Origin of the sequence: Nocardia sp. SYP-A9097, from assembly GCF_009649815.1 — a bacterium.
Classification (GTDB): domain Bacteria; phylum Actinomycetota; class Actinomycetes; order Mycobacteriales; family Mycobacteriaceae; genus Nocardia.
Map to the genome: position 1 here is coordinate 492,809 of NZ_WJIC01000004.1, position 16,651 is coordinate 509,459.

The window sequence follows — 16,651 nt, forward strand, 5'->3', positions numbered from 1 at the left end:
GATACTTTGAAAGATCTTGCACTACTGCGTGTTTCGCTGTACTCGCAGGTGGGTTGCGGGTGTGTAGGATTGGCGGCGCAGCGCCGATCTGAAACGCGACCGTCTTGAACGAAAGTGGGCAGGGGCATGGGCGATTCCTCGGTTACCGGCACCGTTTCGGCCGATTTCGGCGAGGTGCTTCCGGCCCTGCCACTGGATGCCTGGCGGCCCACCAAGGAAACCCTGCACCGCTACATCCAGATCGTCGGCAAGGTCGCCCTCGCCAAGGGCATCCGCCGAAACCACTGGTGGCATATGACGTATCGGCTCACCGCGCGCGGCTGGACCACCGTACCGCTCGGCACCGCCACCGACGGCCCCGTCTTCACCTGCGCCTTCGACTTCTTCGACCACGTCCTGCGCATCTCCACCGATCGCGGCATCCAGGAGGAGATCCCGCTCGGCAATCAATCGGTGGCCGGCTTCTACGCCGAGACCATGCGCGGCCTGCGTGACCTGGGCGTCGAGGTGACGCTGCCGTTCCCCACCCCGTACGACCTGCCCGACAGCGGGCGGCCCTTCGCCCACGACGAGGAGCACCACCACTACGACCCGGCCGACGGCCTGCGCGCCTTCCACGTCACCAGTCAGGTGGGCCGCGTGCTCGAGGAGTTCAGCGCCAGCTACTCCGGCAAGATCAGCCCGGTTCAGCTCTTCTGGCACACCTTCGATCTGGCCGTGCAGCGCTTCTCCGACCGCAAGGTCGATATGGACACCAGCGTCAATGCCGTGACCCGCGAATCGTATTCGCGCGAGGAGATCAGCGCCGGCTTCTGGTTCGGCGACGACAAGGTGCCCGAACCCACCTTCTACTCCTACACCGCCCCGGAACCCGAAGGGCTGACCGAACTTCCACTGCTGCCGCCCGAAGCCCGCTGGGTGCCTTCGGGTTCCGCGCACGCCGCCTACTACTCCTACGACGCCGCCCGGCACAGCGGCGACCCGGTCGGCGCGGCACTGGATTTCCTGCACTCCGCCTACGCCGCGGGCTCGCGTCTCGCTGGGTGGGACGCACCCGCCCTGGCCTGCCCCGGAGGCATCACGGACCCCGTCCTGGGGACCGCCTGGAAAGGCTGGCCGGAATAACCGAGTGCCTCCTGTCGTATGTCCCGCATAGTGTGTTTGTAGGGACAGAGGGAGGATCACCATGGGAATACGCTTGGTGAGCGAGTCGCATCTGCAGCAGAAGGAGCAGCATGCGTGACGAGAATATGGCGGTGCGGACCACCGGACTGACGGCGTATCGCGAGACCGTTTTCACGGCCGGACCGGGCACCCGGGTGCCGCTCATGGGAGCGTTGGTACTCGGCAGTCTGGTGCTGGTCTGGGCGGCCGAACGATCATCGCGCGAGGGCAGCACGGACCACGGCTGGTTCATCGCGGTCTCCATCGCCGGGCTCTTCGTGGCTCGCGGCCTGCACCTGCGCCGCCCCATCACGCTTCCGCATCTGACCAGCGCCACCATCGTGCTGGTGGTGGCGAACTTCAGCTACCGCGCCGATCACACCACCGTGGGATTCCTGTTCCTCTCGGTCAGCGGACTGGTGTTGACGGCCCCGCTGGGCAGCAAACCGCAGCCCGAACAGCTGGCCCGGGTGGCCGAGTTGGTGCGCCGCACGCAATTGGATCCGGTCGCGCCATTCGCGCTGCACTCGTCCAAGAGCTACTTCTTCAATGCCGATTCCTCGGCCGCCATCGCCTACCGGGCCCGGCTGGGTGTCGCCGTGGTCGCGGGCGATCCCATCGGCGAGAAGCAGCGCTTCGGCGAATTGGTCTCGGAATTCTCCGAATTCACCAGTGCGCACGGCTGGCGCATCGCGGTACTGGGCGCGAGTCCGGAGCTCACCCAGCTGTGGCAGTTGCGCGCCTTCGAGCATCGCGGCCTGCATCCGGTGCCGATCGGGCGCGATGTGGTGGTCGAGGTGAACGACTTCGACCTGGTCGGCCGGCGCTTCCGGAATCTGCGGCAGGCGGTCAGCCGCACTCGCAATTTCGGTGTCACCACCGAGGTGCTACCCGAGGTCGCGCTCACCGAACCGCAGCGCGAGGACCTACTCGGCATTGTCGACGAATGGGGACAAGGGCGGCAGACCCGCGGTTTCTCCATGATCCTGGACCACCTCCTGGACGGCCGGCACCCGGGCATGCTGGTGGTGCTGGCCCGCGACGAGAACGGCCAGGTCGCCGGATTCCAGCGCTACGGCGTCTCCGGCAACGGCCGCGAGCTCAGCCTGGATGTGCCATGGCGGCGGCACGACGCACCCAACGGTCTCGACGAACGCATGATCGTCGACCTCGTCGAGTACGCGCGGGCACACAGCGTCACCCGAATCTCGTTGGCCTTCGCGGCTTTTCCGGAACTCTTCGGCGATCACCAGCGCAGCCGGCTCGGTCAGCTGGCGTATGTGGCGGTGCGAGCGGGTGATCCGCTGATCCGCCTGGAATCGCTCTACCGATTCCTGCGCAAGTTCAACTCGTTCTCCGATAAGCGCTTCGTACTGATCCGCTGGCGCGAGGTGCTCATCGCGGCGGTGGCGCTGCTCAGTCTGGAGTTCGTACCGCACCGCCGCGAGTACTGAGTTCGGCCGGGTTTGCGGGACTCCTCACCCGCCGAAGGAGCCGGTGGGGGTGTCGGGGACCAGGCGCCAAGCCCCGCAGCTGTCGGCGCGGAAGGCTACGTCGGTGGGTTTGATGACTATTCGGACCGGGTGCAGGCGGGTGAAGTCGCTGGCGATTATGTAGTAGTTGGGGTCGTTGTAGTCGGTGGCGGTTTGGACGTGCCAGAGGCGGCGCCAGAAGCAGCCGGTGGCGTCGTCGGGGGTGCCGTCGGAGACGTATGCGCCGGGTTTTATATCCACGTTGACCAGGTATAGGCCGTCGCCGGGGATTTCGGTCGCCGGGTCGGCGGCGGCGGTGGCCGCGGTGGCGGTGAGCAGTGCGGAAGCGAAGGCTCCCGCGATCATGAGCGCGCCTGCACGCACAGTGTTCCTCCCTTGAAAGTTCATGAACCGCACGGCCTCGCAACCGGTCGGTTTGGGAGATCCCCGAATCTCCCGCAGCAGATTTATCAGAGATCAAGTGTCCAATTTGGGCGTTCCGTGTAATTGATTGCGTACAAACCGGTTTCGATTCGAAACTCACAGGCGAAAACCGTTAACACCGAAATAGGCAGTAATCACCGATTCTGTTCTCGGCGTTGCCCGCGATATTCAGGGCATGAGACGACTTCACCCCCTCCCGGACGAAGACTCGCCCGGTCCGCCCACCTGTGCCGCCCAATGCGCCCGACTCTGTACCGACACCGGGCTCTCCGCCATCCTCACCACCGACAAGGCCCTGCTGCACTGGCGCGCCATGCGCCGACTCGGAGATACCGGCCTCGCCGAACACGCCGTACAGGAGACACTGCTGCGCGCCTGGAAAGCCTGCGCCAGCTATGACCCGAGCCGGGGGAGCGTACGCACCTGGCTGCTCACCATCGAGCGCAATATCCTCACCGATATCGCCCGGGTCCGCGCCGCCCGCCCGGGAGACGCACACTGGGACGAGATCGGCGATCTCGCCGAAGGTCGTTGCGCCGGACCGGATTTCGCCGACGGACTGGCCGACGGCCTACTGGTCGCCGAACTGCTGGCCCGCCTGCCCGGACCGCAGCGCGATGCCGTCGTCCAGGTCATCCTGCGCGATCGCGCCTATCAGGATGTCGCCGCCGACCTGGGCATTCCGGTCGGCACCGTGAAAACCCGCGTGCACTACGCCCTGCGGTCGCTGCGGCGACTGCCCGTCAGCGCCTGAGACCGGAGAACAGTCATGAAAAGGGCGGGCCCCCTCCTCACCCTCGCTGCCGCCGCCGCACTCGGCCTCGGCCTGCTGATCACCGATATCGCCACCGACCCCACCGACGAACCCGCCGCTGCGAGCAGTTCCATTGCGGCACAACCGTCGAGCACCGTCGCCCCCGGCTCCACCGCTCCCACTTCCTCAGGTGCGGCGGTCACCTTCCCCGCCCAGGCCGATTACGTCGCGGTGATACTCGCCCAGCCCCGCCCCATCACCCTCTCCATCACCGTCACCGGAAAACAGGCCGTCGCCTACGCCTGCGACGGCGCATCGGTCGAAACCTGGTTGCGCGGTGCCGCCGACGCCGGCCGAATGTCCTTGACCGGCAAGGACTCCGAACTGCAGGCCACCCTGAAGGGTGACTCGCTCACCGGCACACTGTCGCTCGGCGAACACGTCCTGGACTTCACCGCGCCGCTGGTGCGGGCCCCGGCCGGGATCTACCTGGCCCAATCCGCCGGCGGCCGCGACAGCTGGATCGTCCGCCCCGACGGATCGGTCACCGGCGTCCGCCGGCAACCGAACGGAACCACCGTTCCCGCACCGAATCTCGCACCCGACGCTCGAAAGGTGCACGGCGATGACAACGACTTCTGATCCCCGTAATGTCCCGGACCCGCAGGACTCCGTCCAGACCGTGATCCGCGGTGCGATCCCACCTCACGTATCGCCCCGGCGCACCACGCTGACCATCGCGCTGATCGTGCTCGCGGGCGCGGCGGTCTCGGTGCTGCTCGGCGTCTACGGCTCCACCCATCCCGCGCGCGGCTACGCGGTGAGCCTGGCCGGATTCTCCAGCCCGGGCGCGGTCAAAGCCTGGCTGGCGACCGTCGTGGTGCTGCTCGCGGTAGGCCAGGATCTGAGCGCGCTAGCCATGTACGGCGTGCTGCCCAAGGTCAGTCCCGGGCGCTGGGCCGCGCGCTGGCATGTGTGGTCGGGACGGCTCGCGGTGCTGGTGAGCATTCCGGTGGCCGTGCACTGCCTGTACGCCTTCGGTTTCCAGGCCACCGACCGCCGGGTGCTGCTGCATTCGCTGCTCGGCTGCGCGGTCTACGGCGTCTTCGTCGCGAAAATGCTGCTGCTCACTCGAAAAGGCTTGCCCCGCTGGCTGATTCCTGTCATGGGTGGTGTGCTGTTCACCGGATTCGTCGCGCTCTGGTTCACCTCGGCGGTCTGGTACTTCCGAACCCAGGGGTTTGCCCCGTGATATCCGCAAGCGCGCCGAGTGAACCCGCGACCCCGTCCGCAACGTCAACAGGGTGTGGCCGACAGCCCGCGCCCACCCAGATCTAGGAGTGACCATGACCGAACAGATTCCGGCCCCCGGTACGTTCCGGATGGACCGGCGCACCGCGCTCGCCGCCACCGGTGTGGCCGCGACCGCCCTGACCGCCGTCGCCTGTAGTAGCTACGGCAATACCGAGAAGGCTTCGGCCTCGACGAATGGTGTGAAAGACAAGAAGCAGGACGGCGGGACCGAGCTCGCCAAGACCTCGGAGGTGCCGGTCGGCGGTGGTGTCATCAAGGGCGACACCGTCATTACCCAGGCCACCGCGGGATCCTTCGCCGGGTTCTCCTCCACCTGCACGCATCTGGGCTGCAAGGTGGGTGAGGTCAGCGGCGGCCTCATCAAATGCCCATGTCACGGCAGTAATTTCAATCTCGACGGGTCTGTCGCGGGTGGTCCCGCGCCGCGTCCGCTGGATGCCCGTGCGGTGCATGTCGAGGGCGATTCCGTCGTGTCGGGCTAAATATTTGCCCGAATAGCCATATATGCAGCGAGTTCAAGCGTCCAACTGCCCTGACCACTGGTAACGGTTCGATTAAGAAGCTTGCCAGACAGTAACTACTGTTGCAAAAGTAAACAGCTGGGTTTGGTGTTACTACTGGGAAGGGAGGGGCGCCTCGGTCCCGAGTGCGCCGCCGCGTATGAAGCCGAACATGGTCAAGGCCGGTATCTTCACCGCCGTCACGGCCGCGGCATTCTCGACAGTGGCCGGGCTCATCCCGGCTACCGCCCTAGCTTCGCCCGAATTGCCCCAACTGCCACAAAGGCTCGCCGGGAAGACCATCTTCCTGGACCCGGGCCATCAGGGGCCCAACCACAGCCAGGACGTCGCCAAGCAGGTCGACGACGGCCGCGGCGGTACCAAGGCATGCCAGACCACCGGCATGACCAGCCTGCACGGCATTCCCGAACACACCATCAACTGGGATGTGGCGCAATTGGTGCGCACCTCCCTCGAGGGTCTCGGCGCGCGCGTGGTCATGAGCCGCCCCGACGACACCGGGTGGGGCGGCTGCGTCGACGAACGCGCCCGCGCCGCAAACCAATCCGGTGCTGACATCGCCGTCAGCATTCACGCTGACAGTGCGCCCGCCGATGCTCGCGGGTTCCACCTCATCGTGCCGCAGCTGCCGATTCCGGACGCCAAGGCCAATGAGGTGCAGTCCGTCGCCGGTCTGGCCGCCAGTAAAGCCATGCGCGACGCCTACATTCAGGCCGGATTCCCGGCCGCCGCCTACAACGGCGCGGTCGAGGGTCTACAGCCGCGCGCGGATATCGCCGGACCGGCCCTGACACAGGTCCCGGACGTCTTCCTCGAAATGGGCAATGGCGCCAATACCGAGGATGCCGCACTGCTGGAGACGCAGGAGGGCCAGCTGCGGCACGCGGTCACCATCACCACCGGTGTGGTGTCGTACCTGCTCGGGCTCGCCGTCCCGCCGAGTAATGCCGAGCAGGCGGGCGGACCCGCGGCCGCGCCCCCGGCGCAGCCCGCGCAGCTGCAGGTACCGTCGGCGAACGAACCGCAGACCCTGCCCTCGACTACCACTGACCCGCAAGCGGTTCCGCAGGGCGGTCCGAGTTTGACCGCACCGCAGGGTGGCGCGCAGTCCCCGGGCGCGATGCCGGGCGGTGTTCCCGAACCGCAGGGCGGTGCACCCGCCGCCGGTCCGCAGGGTGCAGCACCCGTACCGCAACAGGCGGTGCCGGGCGGTACCCAGCCGGGCACGCTGCCGCAGGGCGGCGCGCCGGAATCACAGACGCTGCCGCAGAACGGTGGGACGACTGTGGATCCCAAGACGCCGCCGCAGGGTGGTGTGCCGACCGATCCGAAGACGCAGCCCGCTCCGGCCCAATCCGAACAGCCGGGCCCGGAGTTCAAGCCGGAGTTGCTGATTCCGCAATTGAGTGACCTGCTGCGGCCGCAGGTGACGCAGCCGGGTCAGTCCCAGCCGGGCGCGGCCGTCCCCGAGGTGCCGCAGCCCGCCTCGGACAGCCGGGTGCTGCCCGCGACGATTCCGGGTGCGAGCGAGCTACCCGGTGGGGTGCGGAATATCGCGGCTCCACTCGCGCCGAAGCCGCCGCCGGTGGCCGCGCCGCAGATCCCCGGTGCAAGAACGCAATCCAAACCGGGTACGCGGACCAACCCTGGGGCGCAAACGAATCCGGGTGCCCAGTCGCCCTTGACCAGCGACAAGTCCAAGAACGGTGAGCTCCTGGATATCGAATCGATGAGCTCGCTGGTGCAGTCGGCCGTCAAGGTGATGGGTCCGCTGGCCAAGATGCTCATGGGTCAGAACGGGGTGGCCTCGGATCTGGTCAACCTGGCGTACAGCTTGGTGTCGGTGCTCAGCGCGAATCTCTTGACCGCACCGGCGAAGTAGCATTTCACCGAGAGCGCCCTTACTCCGAATTGTCCGGAGTAGGGGCGCTTTTCGTCGCTGTGGTGCGCTTCCGTCCCGACCGGTGTGCTCTGCCCCGAATGTCGTGAAGTGCTGAAGTCGGGCAAACTTTTCGCGAACTCGAGCTATTTCGGGCGTGTCTCACACGGCTCCCCTGGCAGGCGCGGTTCCACCGCCGGACAGGTGCAGTTGCGGACAACCTCGTGTCCGGTGGTTGGCAAGCATTCGGCGCAGGAGTTGCATGAATTCCGGGTCGGGTCAGAACGGCTGAAAACGACTCGTCGATCGAGGGTGATGTGATGGCGTTCGGTGTGGGCTTGAGTATCGGCACGGTCAATACGGTGTGCGTGACGGCTGCCGATCATTCGGCTCGCCGGGGCAGCTCGCCCTTCGCGGCGCGTAAGGGGTCGCCGCCGACCACCTGGCGCACCACCCTCACCTTCGACAGTTCCGGTACCGCCCGGGTCGGCCGCATTCCGCGGCACGGCCGGGTGATCACCGAATTCGCCGATCTGACCCAGCGTGGGGCCCCGGTCGCACGGGTCGGTCACCGAGCGCTCTCCGCCGCGGATCTGGTTGCCACCGTGGCCGACAGCGTGCTCGAGGAGGTGCTGGGGAAGGCTCCGGCCGGGCAGAACGCCAAGGGGGACACCGGGATTACGGTGACCCACCCGGCCGGGTACTCCGCGAGTCTGGTGGCCGACCTGCGCACCGCATTGGATGGCATCGGGCTGGCCGAGGTCGACCTATTGCCCGAACCGGTGGCCGCGGCGGCCTGGCTGGCTGCGCAGCGCGGTCCGCTCATGCCGGGGCTGGCATTGATCTACGACCTCGGCGGCTCCGGCCTGGATGTGACGTTGGTGCGGGTGGGTGCGGGCGCGCCGACCAATCCGATTGTCGGATTGCCGTTGCACTCAACGGATTTCGGTGGTCGGGCCTTCGGTGGTTTGGTCGCGGGGCGGTTGCGGCGCACTCCGGACGCGCCGGTCATCTCCCGGGTGTTCTCCGATACCGACACCGGTGAATTGCGCACCGAAAATATTCGGGCGTCACTGAAGCTGGTCTACCGCTGCCTGCGCATTGCCGATGTGACCATGGCCGATGTGGATCGCGTGCTGGTGGTCGGTGGTGCGGCCCGCCCGCCCGAGGTCGCCGAGGTACTGGCGAAACAGCTGGCCCGGCCGGTGACGGTCGCGCCGGATCCGGAGCGCACGATCGCCGACGGGGCCGCCATCGCGGCCAGGGAGTCGGTGCTGGCACAGGATTCCGGCGGCCATCGCCATCACGTGCTAGCCGATCTGTTCCGGCGTGTTACCCGGGTGGCTGCCCTGTAGATACGCCGGTTACCGGCGGGTTTGCTCCCGATCATGGGTCGGGTGGGGTCGACTCGTGCAAGCATCCTGCTAACACTTGTTGACGATGCTCCAGTTTGGTGTAACCATGGGATACACATACATCACCGACTGGAGAGGTGACGATGATGTCCCCGACCACGACCCCCATCGACGACCCGGTTGTTGCCGAAGCTGTCGAGTACGCGCACAAACTGCTGCTGCTCTCCGAGGGCTCGGTCAACCGCAGCTTCGATCCGTTCGAGGACATCGACTGGGAGAACCCGGACTTCGACGCGAACACCAAGCCCGAGCGCTGGATTCTGCCCGCCTCCGCGGACCCGATCGGCCGTCACCCCTGGTATCTCGCGCTCAGCGATGAGCAGAAGATCGCCGTCGGCAAGTACCGTCAGGCCAATGTCGCCAAGGTCGGCCTGCAGTTCGAGTCGATTCTGATCAGCGGCATGGTGAACCACACCTTCGGTCTCGCCAATGGTGACCCGGAGTTCCGGTACTGCACGCATGAGATGTCCGAAGAGCTGAACCACACTCAGATGTTCCAGGAGATGGTGAATCGCATCGGCGTCGACGTGCCCGGTATGGGCCCGTTCGTGCGGCAGTTCCGTCAGGTGGCGGTGCCGATCGCGGTGTTGTTCCCGAATCTGTTCTTCATGGCCGTGCTCGCCGGCGAGGAGCCGATCGACCATATCCAGAAGCAGGTGCTGCGCTCCGGCGAGGAAGTGCACCCGATCATGCGTGGCGTCATGGCGATTCACGTCGCCGAGGAGGCGCGGCACATCTCGTTCGCGCACGAATTCCTCAAGCGCCATGTACCGGAACAGAATCAGGTGAGCAAGCTGGTGCTGTCCATCGCCATGCCGATCGTCATGTTCATTCTGGGCCGCTCCATCGTGACTCCGCCCAAGGCGTTCTTCGACGAGTTCCAGGTGCCGGCCAAGGTACGCAAGGAGCTGTTCTATGGCGCCGAGGATTCCAAACAGGCGTTCAGCGACTACTTCGTCGACGTGCGAGCGCTGGCGCAGGAGATCGGGCTGATGAACCCCATCGCCAAGCGCGTCTGGAAGATGTTCGGCATCGCCGGCGCGGCCTCCCGTTACCGCTCGGAGCCGATCCGCTCCGGCAAAGCCGCCTGAGACAAGGGACGTACAGTGCCGTACGTAGTCACCCAATCCTGTTGCAGCGACGCGTCTTGCGTCTACGCCTGCCCGGTCAACTGTATTCATCCCACGCCTGACGAACCGGATTTCCGGACGGCGGAGATGCTGTACGTCGACCCACAGGCGTGCGTGGACTGCGGTGCGTGCGCGACCGCCTGCCCCGTGGACGCCATTGTCTCGACGAAGAAGCTGACCGCCGAGCAGTTGCCCTTCATCGAGATCAATGCGGACTTCTACCGGCAGGAACGGCCGCGGCCGTTGCTGGCCAAGCCGATTCCGGCTGCGGAGGTCAAGCCCGGGCGCGAGCCGTTGCGGGTGGCGATTGTCGGCTCCGGTCCCTCGGCCATGTACGCGGCCGATGAGCTGCTCACCCAGCCCGGGGTCGCGGTGACGGTGTTCGATCGGCTGGCCACGCCGTATGGGCTGGCGCGGTTCGGTGTCGCGCCGGATCACACCAAGACGCGTCAGGTCGGTCGGCTGTTCGATGTGATCTCCGCGCAGCACGGGTTCGGGTCGTACCTGAATGTAAATGTGGGGGAACACATTTCGCATGACGAGCTGCTGGCGCATCATCATGCGGTGATCTACGCGGTGGGCGCGTCCAGTGATCGCAAACTCGGTATCGCGGGGGAGGGGCTGCCGGGCAGTGTCTCCGCGACCGAGTTCGTGGCCTGGTACAACGGACATCCCGACCATGCCGGTCGATACTTCGATCTCTCGCAGCAGCGGGCCGTCATTGTCGGCAATGGCAATGTGGCCCTGGATGTGGCACGCATTCTGACCACCGATCCGGAACTGCTGGCCGGTACCGATGTGGCACCGCGGGCGCTGGCGGCCTTGCGCCGCAGCAAGATCGAAGAGGTGGTCGTGCTCGGGCGGCGCGGGCCCGCCGAATCCGCCTTCACCGTGCCGGAATTCGTGGGACTGCTCGGGGCCGATGTGGACATTGTGGTCGAGGGTGAGATTCCCGAGACCGATGCGAGCATGTCGCAGCAGGTGGAACAGAAGTTGAAGCTGCTGCGCGGGCTGGCCGATCGGCCGGTGGGCGGGCGCAAGCGAATCATCTTCCGATATTTGTCTGCGCCAACGGCTTTCGAGGGTGTGGACCGGGTCACCGGTGTCGAGGTGGTGCGCAATGAGCTCGTCTCGGGGGCCGATGGGGTGGTGCGGGCCGAGTCCACCACGGACACAGCGGTTTTGGCGACGGGGCTGGTACTCACTTCGGTGGGCTATCGCGGAGTTCCGTTGGCCGGTATGCCTTTCGACGAGCGCGGGGGAGTGATCCCGAATCTCCACGGGCGCGTGCTGGAGAGTGCCGGCGGGGCGGTTGTGCCCGGGGCGTATGTGACCGGCTGGATCAAGCGCGGGCCGACCGGGTTCATCGGTACCAACAAGTCCTGTGCGCAGGAGACGGTGCGGCAGTTGGTGGATGATTTCAATGCCGGGCGACTGGTCGAACCGGGGCGGGGCGCAGGGGAATTGGACCAACTGGTCGGTGTGCGTCAGCCGCATGCCATTCGTGGTGGCGCGGTGGACCGGCCGATGCGGCGCCGGCTGCCGCTGCTGGTACACAGTCGTTAGTTCGCCGTACTTCGGACCGCCTCATATGACCGTGTCGTGTGCGGCGGTCCGTTTGTGTACGGATTGTGTTGTGTGAGTTGTAATGCTGTGTTTGCCCAGGACGACATGGTGGGTAGTAGAGAAGTATTCGCTTCGAATCGCGGTCGGTAAGCCTGCGCGAGTGGGGAACTCGGGGACAGCAACCGACCAGTGATCGGCAATCCGCGCGCACAAACTGACGCTGCGGTTTTCTTTTCCGGACACTAGTTGCCTACCGGTTGGTATGAATAAGACGTTCGCTGAGCTGTTGCCACAAAGTGGTCATCCCCCAACTCTCTTCTCTTCCAGTTCGATTCGATCTTGAAGACATACGTGCCTGACCAGTAGGTTCGCCAACTTCGCTACTGGACGCGAAATCTTTTCTCCGGATTCGATATTCACATTCGGCATGCGCCAGCTAACCTGAACCCGCTGTTTGGAAAACGACCGCGTCCACATGGTTGATACGCCTGTGAGGCCGTGGTCACGGTGCGTTGACGGGATAGCAAATGACTGTTGGCTTTGGCATGAGCATCGGCACAGTGAACTCCGTATGGGCGACCGCGGCCGGTGAACGGACCCGGCCCGCCGTGCGGGTTCGCCGGACGGCCGTAACCTTCGACAGCGCGGGCGGACCGCGCATCGGCGGCATACCCCAATTCGCTCCGGTGGTCAGCGATTTCGCGGATCTGACCACCGATCCCGACCCGGTGGTCATCAACGGGCGCATCTGGTCGCCGGCCGATCTGGTGGCCGCCGTGGTGAACGGGCTCATCGAAGCCAACGCGCCCGAAGCGCCCGCCGTCGCCACGTATCCGGCCAACTACACCGAGAAGCATGTGACCCGGCTGCGGCGCGCGCTGGACTGGTCCGGGGCCGCCGATGTGGCGCTCATGCCGGAGCCCGTCGCGGCCGTGGAATGGCTGGACGCGGAGTACGGAATCTCCAGTGCCGGAATAACTCTCGTCTACGACCTGGGCGGCAACTGCCTCGATGTGGCAGTGGTGCGCACCGAGGCCGACCGCGAGGAGCGCGGCATTCTCGGGGTGGCCGAACGCTCCATCGAATACGGCGGGCGGCCACTCGGCGCACTGCTCGCCCGGTACGCGCGCAGTATCGCGCCCGGGGAACACCAGCCGGTCTCGGCCGTGGTGCCCGCCGCGGACACGAATCGCTTGCGCAGCTGGCATATTCGCAATTCACTACGGGTGGTGCGCTCGTGTGTGAACAACACCGGGCTCACCATGGACGACATCGACCGTGTCCTGCTGATCGGCGGCGCGGCACGACCCATCGAAGTGGCGCGGGTGCTCGGCGATCTCGGCCGGCCCGTCATCATGTCGACCGATCCGGCGCACACCGTGGCGGTCGGCGCGGCCCTGGCGGCCTTCCGCTCTGCCGACACCGGCTCCGCCATCGGCCGCTACGCCCCGCGCGCGGCCGTATTCTCCGGCGCCGCAGTGGCTTCCGCTCTCGCCATGTCCGCCGCGACCATGCTCGGCGGCCCCGTCGCGGGCACCGCCGGTCTACAGGCCGCGCCCGCCCCCACCGACTCCGGAACGCTCGGAGCCGACGTCCTGCTCCTGGAGGACGCCACCGCCGCCCCCGGCAGCAACGCCCGCCTCCACCTGGTGACCACCGCCGCCGCCATCGACAGCTACGGCCCCGCCGCGACCACGGTCACCCCCTCCTGGGTCGGCGGCCGCCCGGTCGACACCCGCCCCGGCACCCACTGCGAAACCCGCGGCACCGCAACCCGTCCCACCTACGCAAACCCCGCCCAATTCACCAACCCCCTCCCCTTCCTCGCCGCTCGATCCCTGACCTCCCCCCAATACCTCGGCCAGGTCCCCACCATCAGCCTGCCCGGCACCCTCCCTGGAGTACCCGCCACCTCTCCCGGAACCGCCCCCGGCGCAACCACTCCCGGATCGCCAGCCATCCCAGGTTCCCCGGCCATCCCAGGTTCCTCGGCTACCCCCGGATCCCCTGCGATCCCGGGCTCGACGACCGGTGACCCCGCGAGTACTTCTGGCACGACTACTGGCGGAACCACAACGGGCGGAACAACTTCGGGTGGAACGACCACCGGTGGAACGACGGCGGGTGGCGCCACGACTGCCGGTGGAACCGCCCCCAGCGAGAGCGCGGGTGGTTCTGCCCCCGGCTCGACCACTCCGGGTGGTTCGACCACCGCCTCCGGCGGTGAAACCTCCCCTGGCAGCTCCACTACAAGCGGCGAAACAGGCGGTGGCGGAACAACTTCCGGCGGTGGCACCACGGGCGGTGGCGGAACAACCACGAGTGGAAGCCCCGGCGGTGACGCTCCCGGCGGCGGTGGAACTTCCGGTGGCGGAACGACTTCCGGTGGTAGCGCAGGCGCCGACATCGGAGGTGGTGGCACGGCTGGTGGCGGCGGAACCGGTGGGGCAGGTGCCGGCGGCGGTGGAACCACTGCCGGAGGTGGCGGCGCAGGCGGTGGCGGCACCACCGGAGCGGGTGGCAGTGGAGCCGGTGGAACCTCCGGCGGCGGAACAACTTCCGGCGGCGCCATGGCAGGCGGCGGCAGCCAAGGCGGCGGCTCACCCGGTGGCTCAACCCGCGGCGGCGGAGGAGCCGCTGGCGGTGCAGGCGCGGGTGGCGGTGGCGCAGCCGGTGGTGGCGCAGGTGCCAGTAGTGGGGGAGGTGCTGGTGGCGGAGGAGCTGCCGGTGGTGGCGGTGCGGGTGGTGGCGGCGGCCACAGCGGCGGTGGTGCCGGAGGCGGCGGAGGTGGTGGCGGTGGCCATCACTAACCACAGTCGAGCGCAACGATTCTGCCGAGCACGGTGGCATCCGCGGCGACCTGATCGATAGCGGTCACCATCCCCAGTGGCCAAGTCCCCCAACAAAAGACGGCGACGCGACCGGAGTGATCCCCCTCGAACACTCCACTTCGACGTCGCACGCGACCGGCCCACCCCCCGCGCTGCAAGTGCCCAGGCGCGGTGGTGGGCTAGGTCGCCTCTCACCAAGATCAACGGGACCCGACGGCGGCATTCCCCGAGAAGCCCCCACCCGTCATTTTCGGGATGCCCGTTCGTCATCCCGGCATGGGTTTGGCCGGGATCCACATGGGTGGAGGTGCAACGGGTTTCGGGTGGGTCAGCGGGCGGTGAAGCCGCCGTCGGCGGTGAGGGCGGCGCCGGTGATGAAGCTGGCTTCGTCGCTGAGGAGGTGGGCGCAGAAGGCTGCGATCTCCTCGGGGCGGGCGATGCGGCCGATGGGGTGCAGGGCGGCGACCATGGCTTCGCCTTCGGGGGTGGCACCCATGGAGTTGCGGTAGGCGGGGGTGTCCACCGCGCCGGAGACCAGGGCGTTGACTCGGATGCCTTGGTCGGCGTTCTCCAGCGCCACGGCCCGGGTGAGGCCGATGACGCCGTGCTTGGCGGCCACGTACGGGGCGACCGAGGCCATGCCGACCACGCCGAGTTGGGAGGCGTTGTTCAGGATCGCGCCGCCGCCGGAGGCCGCCAGCGCCGGAACCTGGTGGCGCAGGCCGTAATAGACGGCGGTGAGGTTGAGTTCCAGGTCGGCGCGCCAGCCCGCGTCGTCGATGTCCTGTACGGGGCCGAAGGCATTGATCGCGCCCGCATTGTTGAAAGCGCCGTCCAGGCGGCCGAATTCGCTGACGGCCGCATCGGTCAGGCGCGCCACGTCCGCCTCGACGGTGACGTCGGTGGGTACGAACAGGGCACGGCCACCGGCGGTGCGGATCTCCTCGGCGATGCGGTCGCCAGCTTCCTTGCCGCGTGCGCCGAGCACCACCGCGCCACCCTCCGCGGCGATTCGGCGGGCTACCGCGGCGCCGACTCCCGAGGTGGCGCCGGTGATCAGAACGACCTTGGAAGCGAAGCGTGTACCCATCATGACCATTCCCCTTGCGGTTGAACCTTTTTCGTTGACATGTCTAGTAAACGAGAATCAACGGTCCCTGGCTGGCGGGAATCGGCCTTTGAGTTGATATGTCATGTAAATGGCTGGAGCGCTGCCCGGGCCGGATTGCGAGACCCGGCGGGCAACCCTCGTCAGCGCCGAAACTCAGGCGGGCGCAAGCAGTTCCGCGAGCTCGTCGAGGCTGTTGATTACCACGCTGTACGAGGTCTGCGGCAGCTCCGAATGCAGGTATCCCCACGGCCCGCGGCGAATCAGCACCGGAATCATGCCCACCCCGTTCGCGGGCAGCACATCATTGTCGACGCGATCGCCCACGTAGCAGACCTCGCGAACCTCGACGCCCGCCACCTCGGCGCACTTGTGGAAGAACTTCGGATCCGGCTTCTCCAGATCCCATTCCGCGGAGGTGTAGATCCCGTCCACGGGCAGATTCATCTTCTCCAGCGCCGATTTGGCCTGTGGCGGTTGATTACCCGCGATGATCACGGTCAGCCCGCGCTCACGCAGCAGGCCGAGCGCGCGCCGCACATCGGGATACAGATCGTTGGCGTCGAAATTGTTGCGCAGGCTTTCCGGCTCGTCCATGGCCCAGCTGACCTGCTCCTTGTCCAGGTCGACCCCGGGCAGCAGCAGTTCGAAAGCGTCGGTCAACGGCCTCCCGGTCGCTGCCATTCCGCCGATCGCCCCGAGTAGCGCGAAGCGCGGAATGCCCAGCCGGTCCGCCCATCGGCTCCAGATCCGGGTCTCATCGATCAGCGTCTCGCCCACATCGAACACCACTGCCTTGATCATCGGACCAGCCTATCGGGCGGGCCGACGCCGCATGCCGGAGAACTCAGTGCCTGTCCGCCAACTGATCATTTCCGTTGGCGGGCGAGGCGGCGGGACATCAGCATGATCATCGACCAGGTGACCATGGCTTCGTGGTGGTCGGGCAGGCGTTCGTAGTCACGGACGCAGCGTCGGCGTCGACTGATCCAGGAGAATGTGCGTTCGACCACCCAACGGCGGGGCAGGACAACGAAACCCGAGACGTCGTCG

Annotated in this window: 15 protein-coding genes; 11 read left to right on the top strand and 4 right to left on the bottom strand. The window is 66.8% G+C overall.

Features of this window, described 5'->3' with window-relative positions; translation table 11 throughout:
- Positions 1-126 precede the first annotated feature (126 nt).
- Both GFY24_RS12415 and GFY24_RS12420 read left to right on the top strand, forming a co-directional pair.
- On the top strand, positions 127-1,125 hold the full coding sequence (locus GFY24_RS12415; RefSeq protein WP_153805130.1) for a DUF5996 family protein: 999 nt from the start codon (positions 127-129) through the stop codon (positions 1,123-1,125).
- 110 nt (positions 1,126-1,235) lie between these two features.
- The gene (locus GFY24_RS12420) at positions 1,236-2,618 is read left to right on the top strand and encodes a bifunctional lysylphosphatidylglycerol flippase/synthetase MprF (RefSeq protein WP_153805131.1); all 1,383 of its coding nucleotides are present in this window, start codon (positions 1,236-1,238) and stop codon (positions 2,616-2,618) included.
- 24 nt (positions 2,619-2,642) lie between these two features.
- Here GFY24_RS12420 and GFY24_RS12425 read toward each other — a convergent pair whose 3' ends face one another.
- Positions 2,643-3,020 (bottom strand): hypothetical protein, encoded by a 378-nt coding sequence (locus GFY24_RS12425; protein WP_309230763.1) that lies wholly within the window; start codon positions 3,018-3,020, stop codon positions 2,643-2,645.
- Between the two features lie 235 nt (positions 3,021-3,255).
- Here GFY24_RS12425 and GFY24_RS12430 point away from each other — a divergent pair, with 235 nt between their 5' ends.
- From GFY24_RS12430 to GFY24_RS43200, 9 genes are all read left to right on the top strand, one after another.
- Complete coding sequence (locus tag GFY24_RS12430; RefSeq protein ID WP_153805132.1) at positions 3,256-3,834, top strand: sigma-70 family RNA polymerase sigma factor; 579 nt, start codon at positions 3,256-3,258, stop codon at positions 3,832-3,834.
- Positions 3,835-3,849: 15 nt separating this feature from the next.
- Entirely contained in the window at positions 3,850-4,476 is a 627-nt protein-coding gene (locus GFY24_RS12435) for a hypothetical protein (protein WP_153805133.1), read from the top strand.
- Complete coding sequence (locus GFY24_RS12440) at positions 4,460-5,086, top strand: DUF6529 family protein (protein ID WP_228566201.1); 627 nt, start codon at positions 4,460-4,462, stop codon at positions 5,084-5,086. The genes GFY24_RS12435 and GFY24_RS12440 overlap by 17 nt, the downstream gene beginning before the upstream one ends.
- 94 nt (positions 5,087-5,180) lie before the next feature.
- Entirely contained in the window at positions 5,181-5,630 is a 450-nt protein-coding gene (locus tag GFY24_RS12445; RefSeq protein WP_153805134.1) for a Rieske (2Fe-2S) protein, read from the top strand.
- A gap of 190 nt (positions 5,631-5,820) precedes the next feature.
- Positions 5,821-7,551, top strand: coding sequence for an N-acetylmuramoyl-L-alanine amidase (locus GFY24_RS43680; RefSeq protein ID WP_375336028.1), 1,731 nt, complete (start codon positions 5,821-5,823; stop codon positions 7,549-7,551).
- Between the two features lie 317 nt (positions 7,552-7,868).
- On the top strand, positions 7,869-8,903 hold the full coding sequence (locus GFY24_RS12455; protein ID WP_153805136.1) for an Hsp70 family protein: 1,035 nt from the start codon (positions 7,869-7,871) through the stop codon (positions 8,901-8,903).
- A 143-nt stretch (positions 8,904-9,046) separates the two neighbouring features.
- The gene (locus GFY24_RS12460) at positions 9,047-10,054 is read left to right on the top strand and encodes a diiron oxygenase (RefSeq protein ID WP_153805137.1); all 1,008 of its coding nucleotides are present in this window, start codon (positions 9,047-9,049) and stop codon (positions 10,052-10,054) included.
- Positions 10,055-10,069: 15 nt separating this feature from the next.
- Complete coding sequence (locus GFY24_RS12465; RefSeq protein WP_309230764.1) at positions 10,070-11,659, top strand: FAD-dependent oxidoreductase; 1,590 nt, start codon at positions 10,070-10,072, stop codon at positions 11,657-11,659.
- A 545-nt stretch (positions 11,660-12,204) separates the two neighbouring features.
- Positions 12,205-14,469, top strand: coding sequence for an Hsp70 family protein (locus GFY24_RS43200; protein ID WP_304621377.1), 2,265 nt, complete (start codon positions 12,205-12,207; stop codon positions 14,467-14,469).
- A gap of 349 nt (positions 14,470-14,818) precedes the next feature.
- On the opposite strand, the gene GFY24_RS12475 is transcribed toward GFY24_RS43200, so the two are convergent.
- The 3 genes from GFY24_RS12475 to GFY24_RS12485 form a co-directional block, all read right to left on the bottom strand.
- Entirely contained in the window at positions 14,819-15,583 is a 765-nt protein-coding gene (locus tag GFY24_RS12475; protein WP_228566202.1) for an SDR family NAD(P)-dependent oxidoreductase, read from the bottom strand.
- Positions 15,584-15,754: 171 nt separating this feature from the next.
- On the bottom strand, positions 15,755-16,402 hold the full coding sequence (locus tag GFY24_RS12480; protein WP_153805140.1) for an HAD family hydrolase: 648 nt from the start codon (positions 16,400-16,402) through the stop codon (positions 15,755-15,757).
- Positions 16,403-16,467: 65 nt separating this feature from the next.
- On the bottom strand, positions 16,468-16,651 hold a 184-nt coding region (locus GFY24_RS12485), incomplete at its 5' end, for a transposase (RefSeq protein ID WP_153805141.1).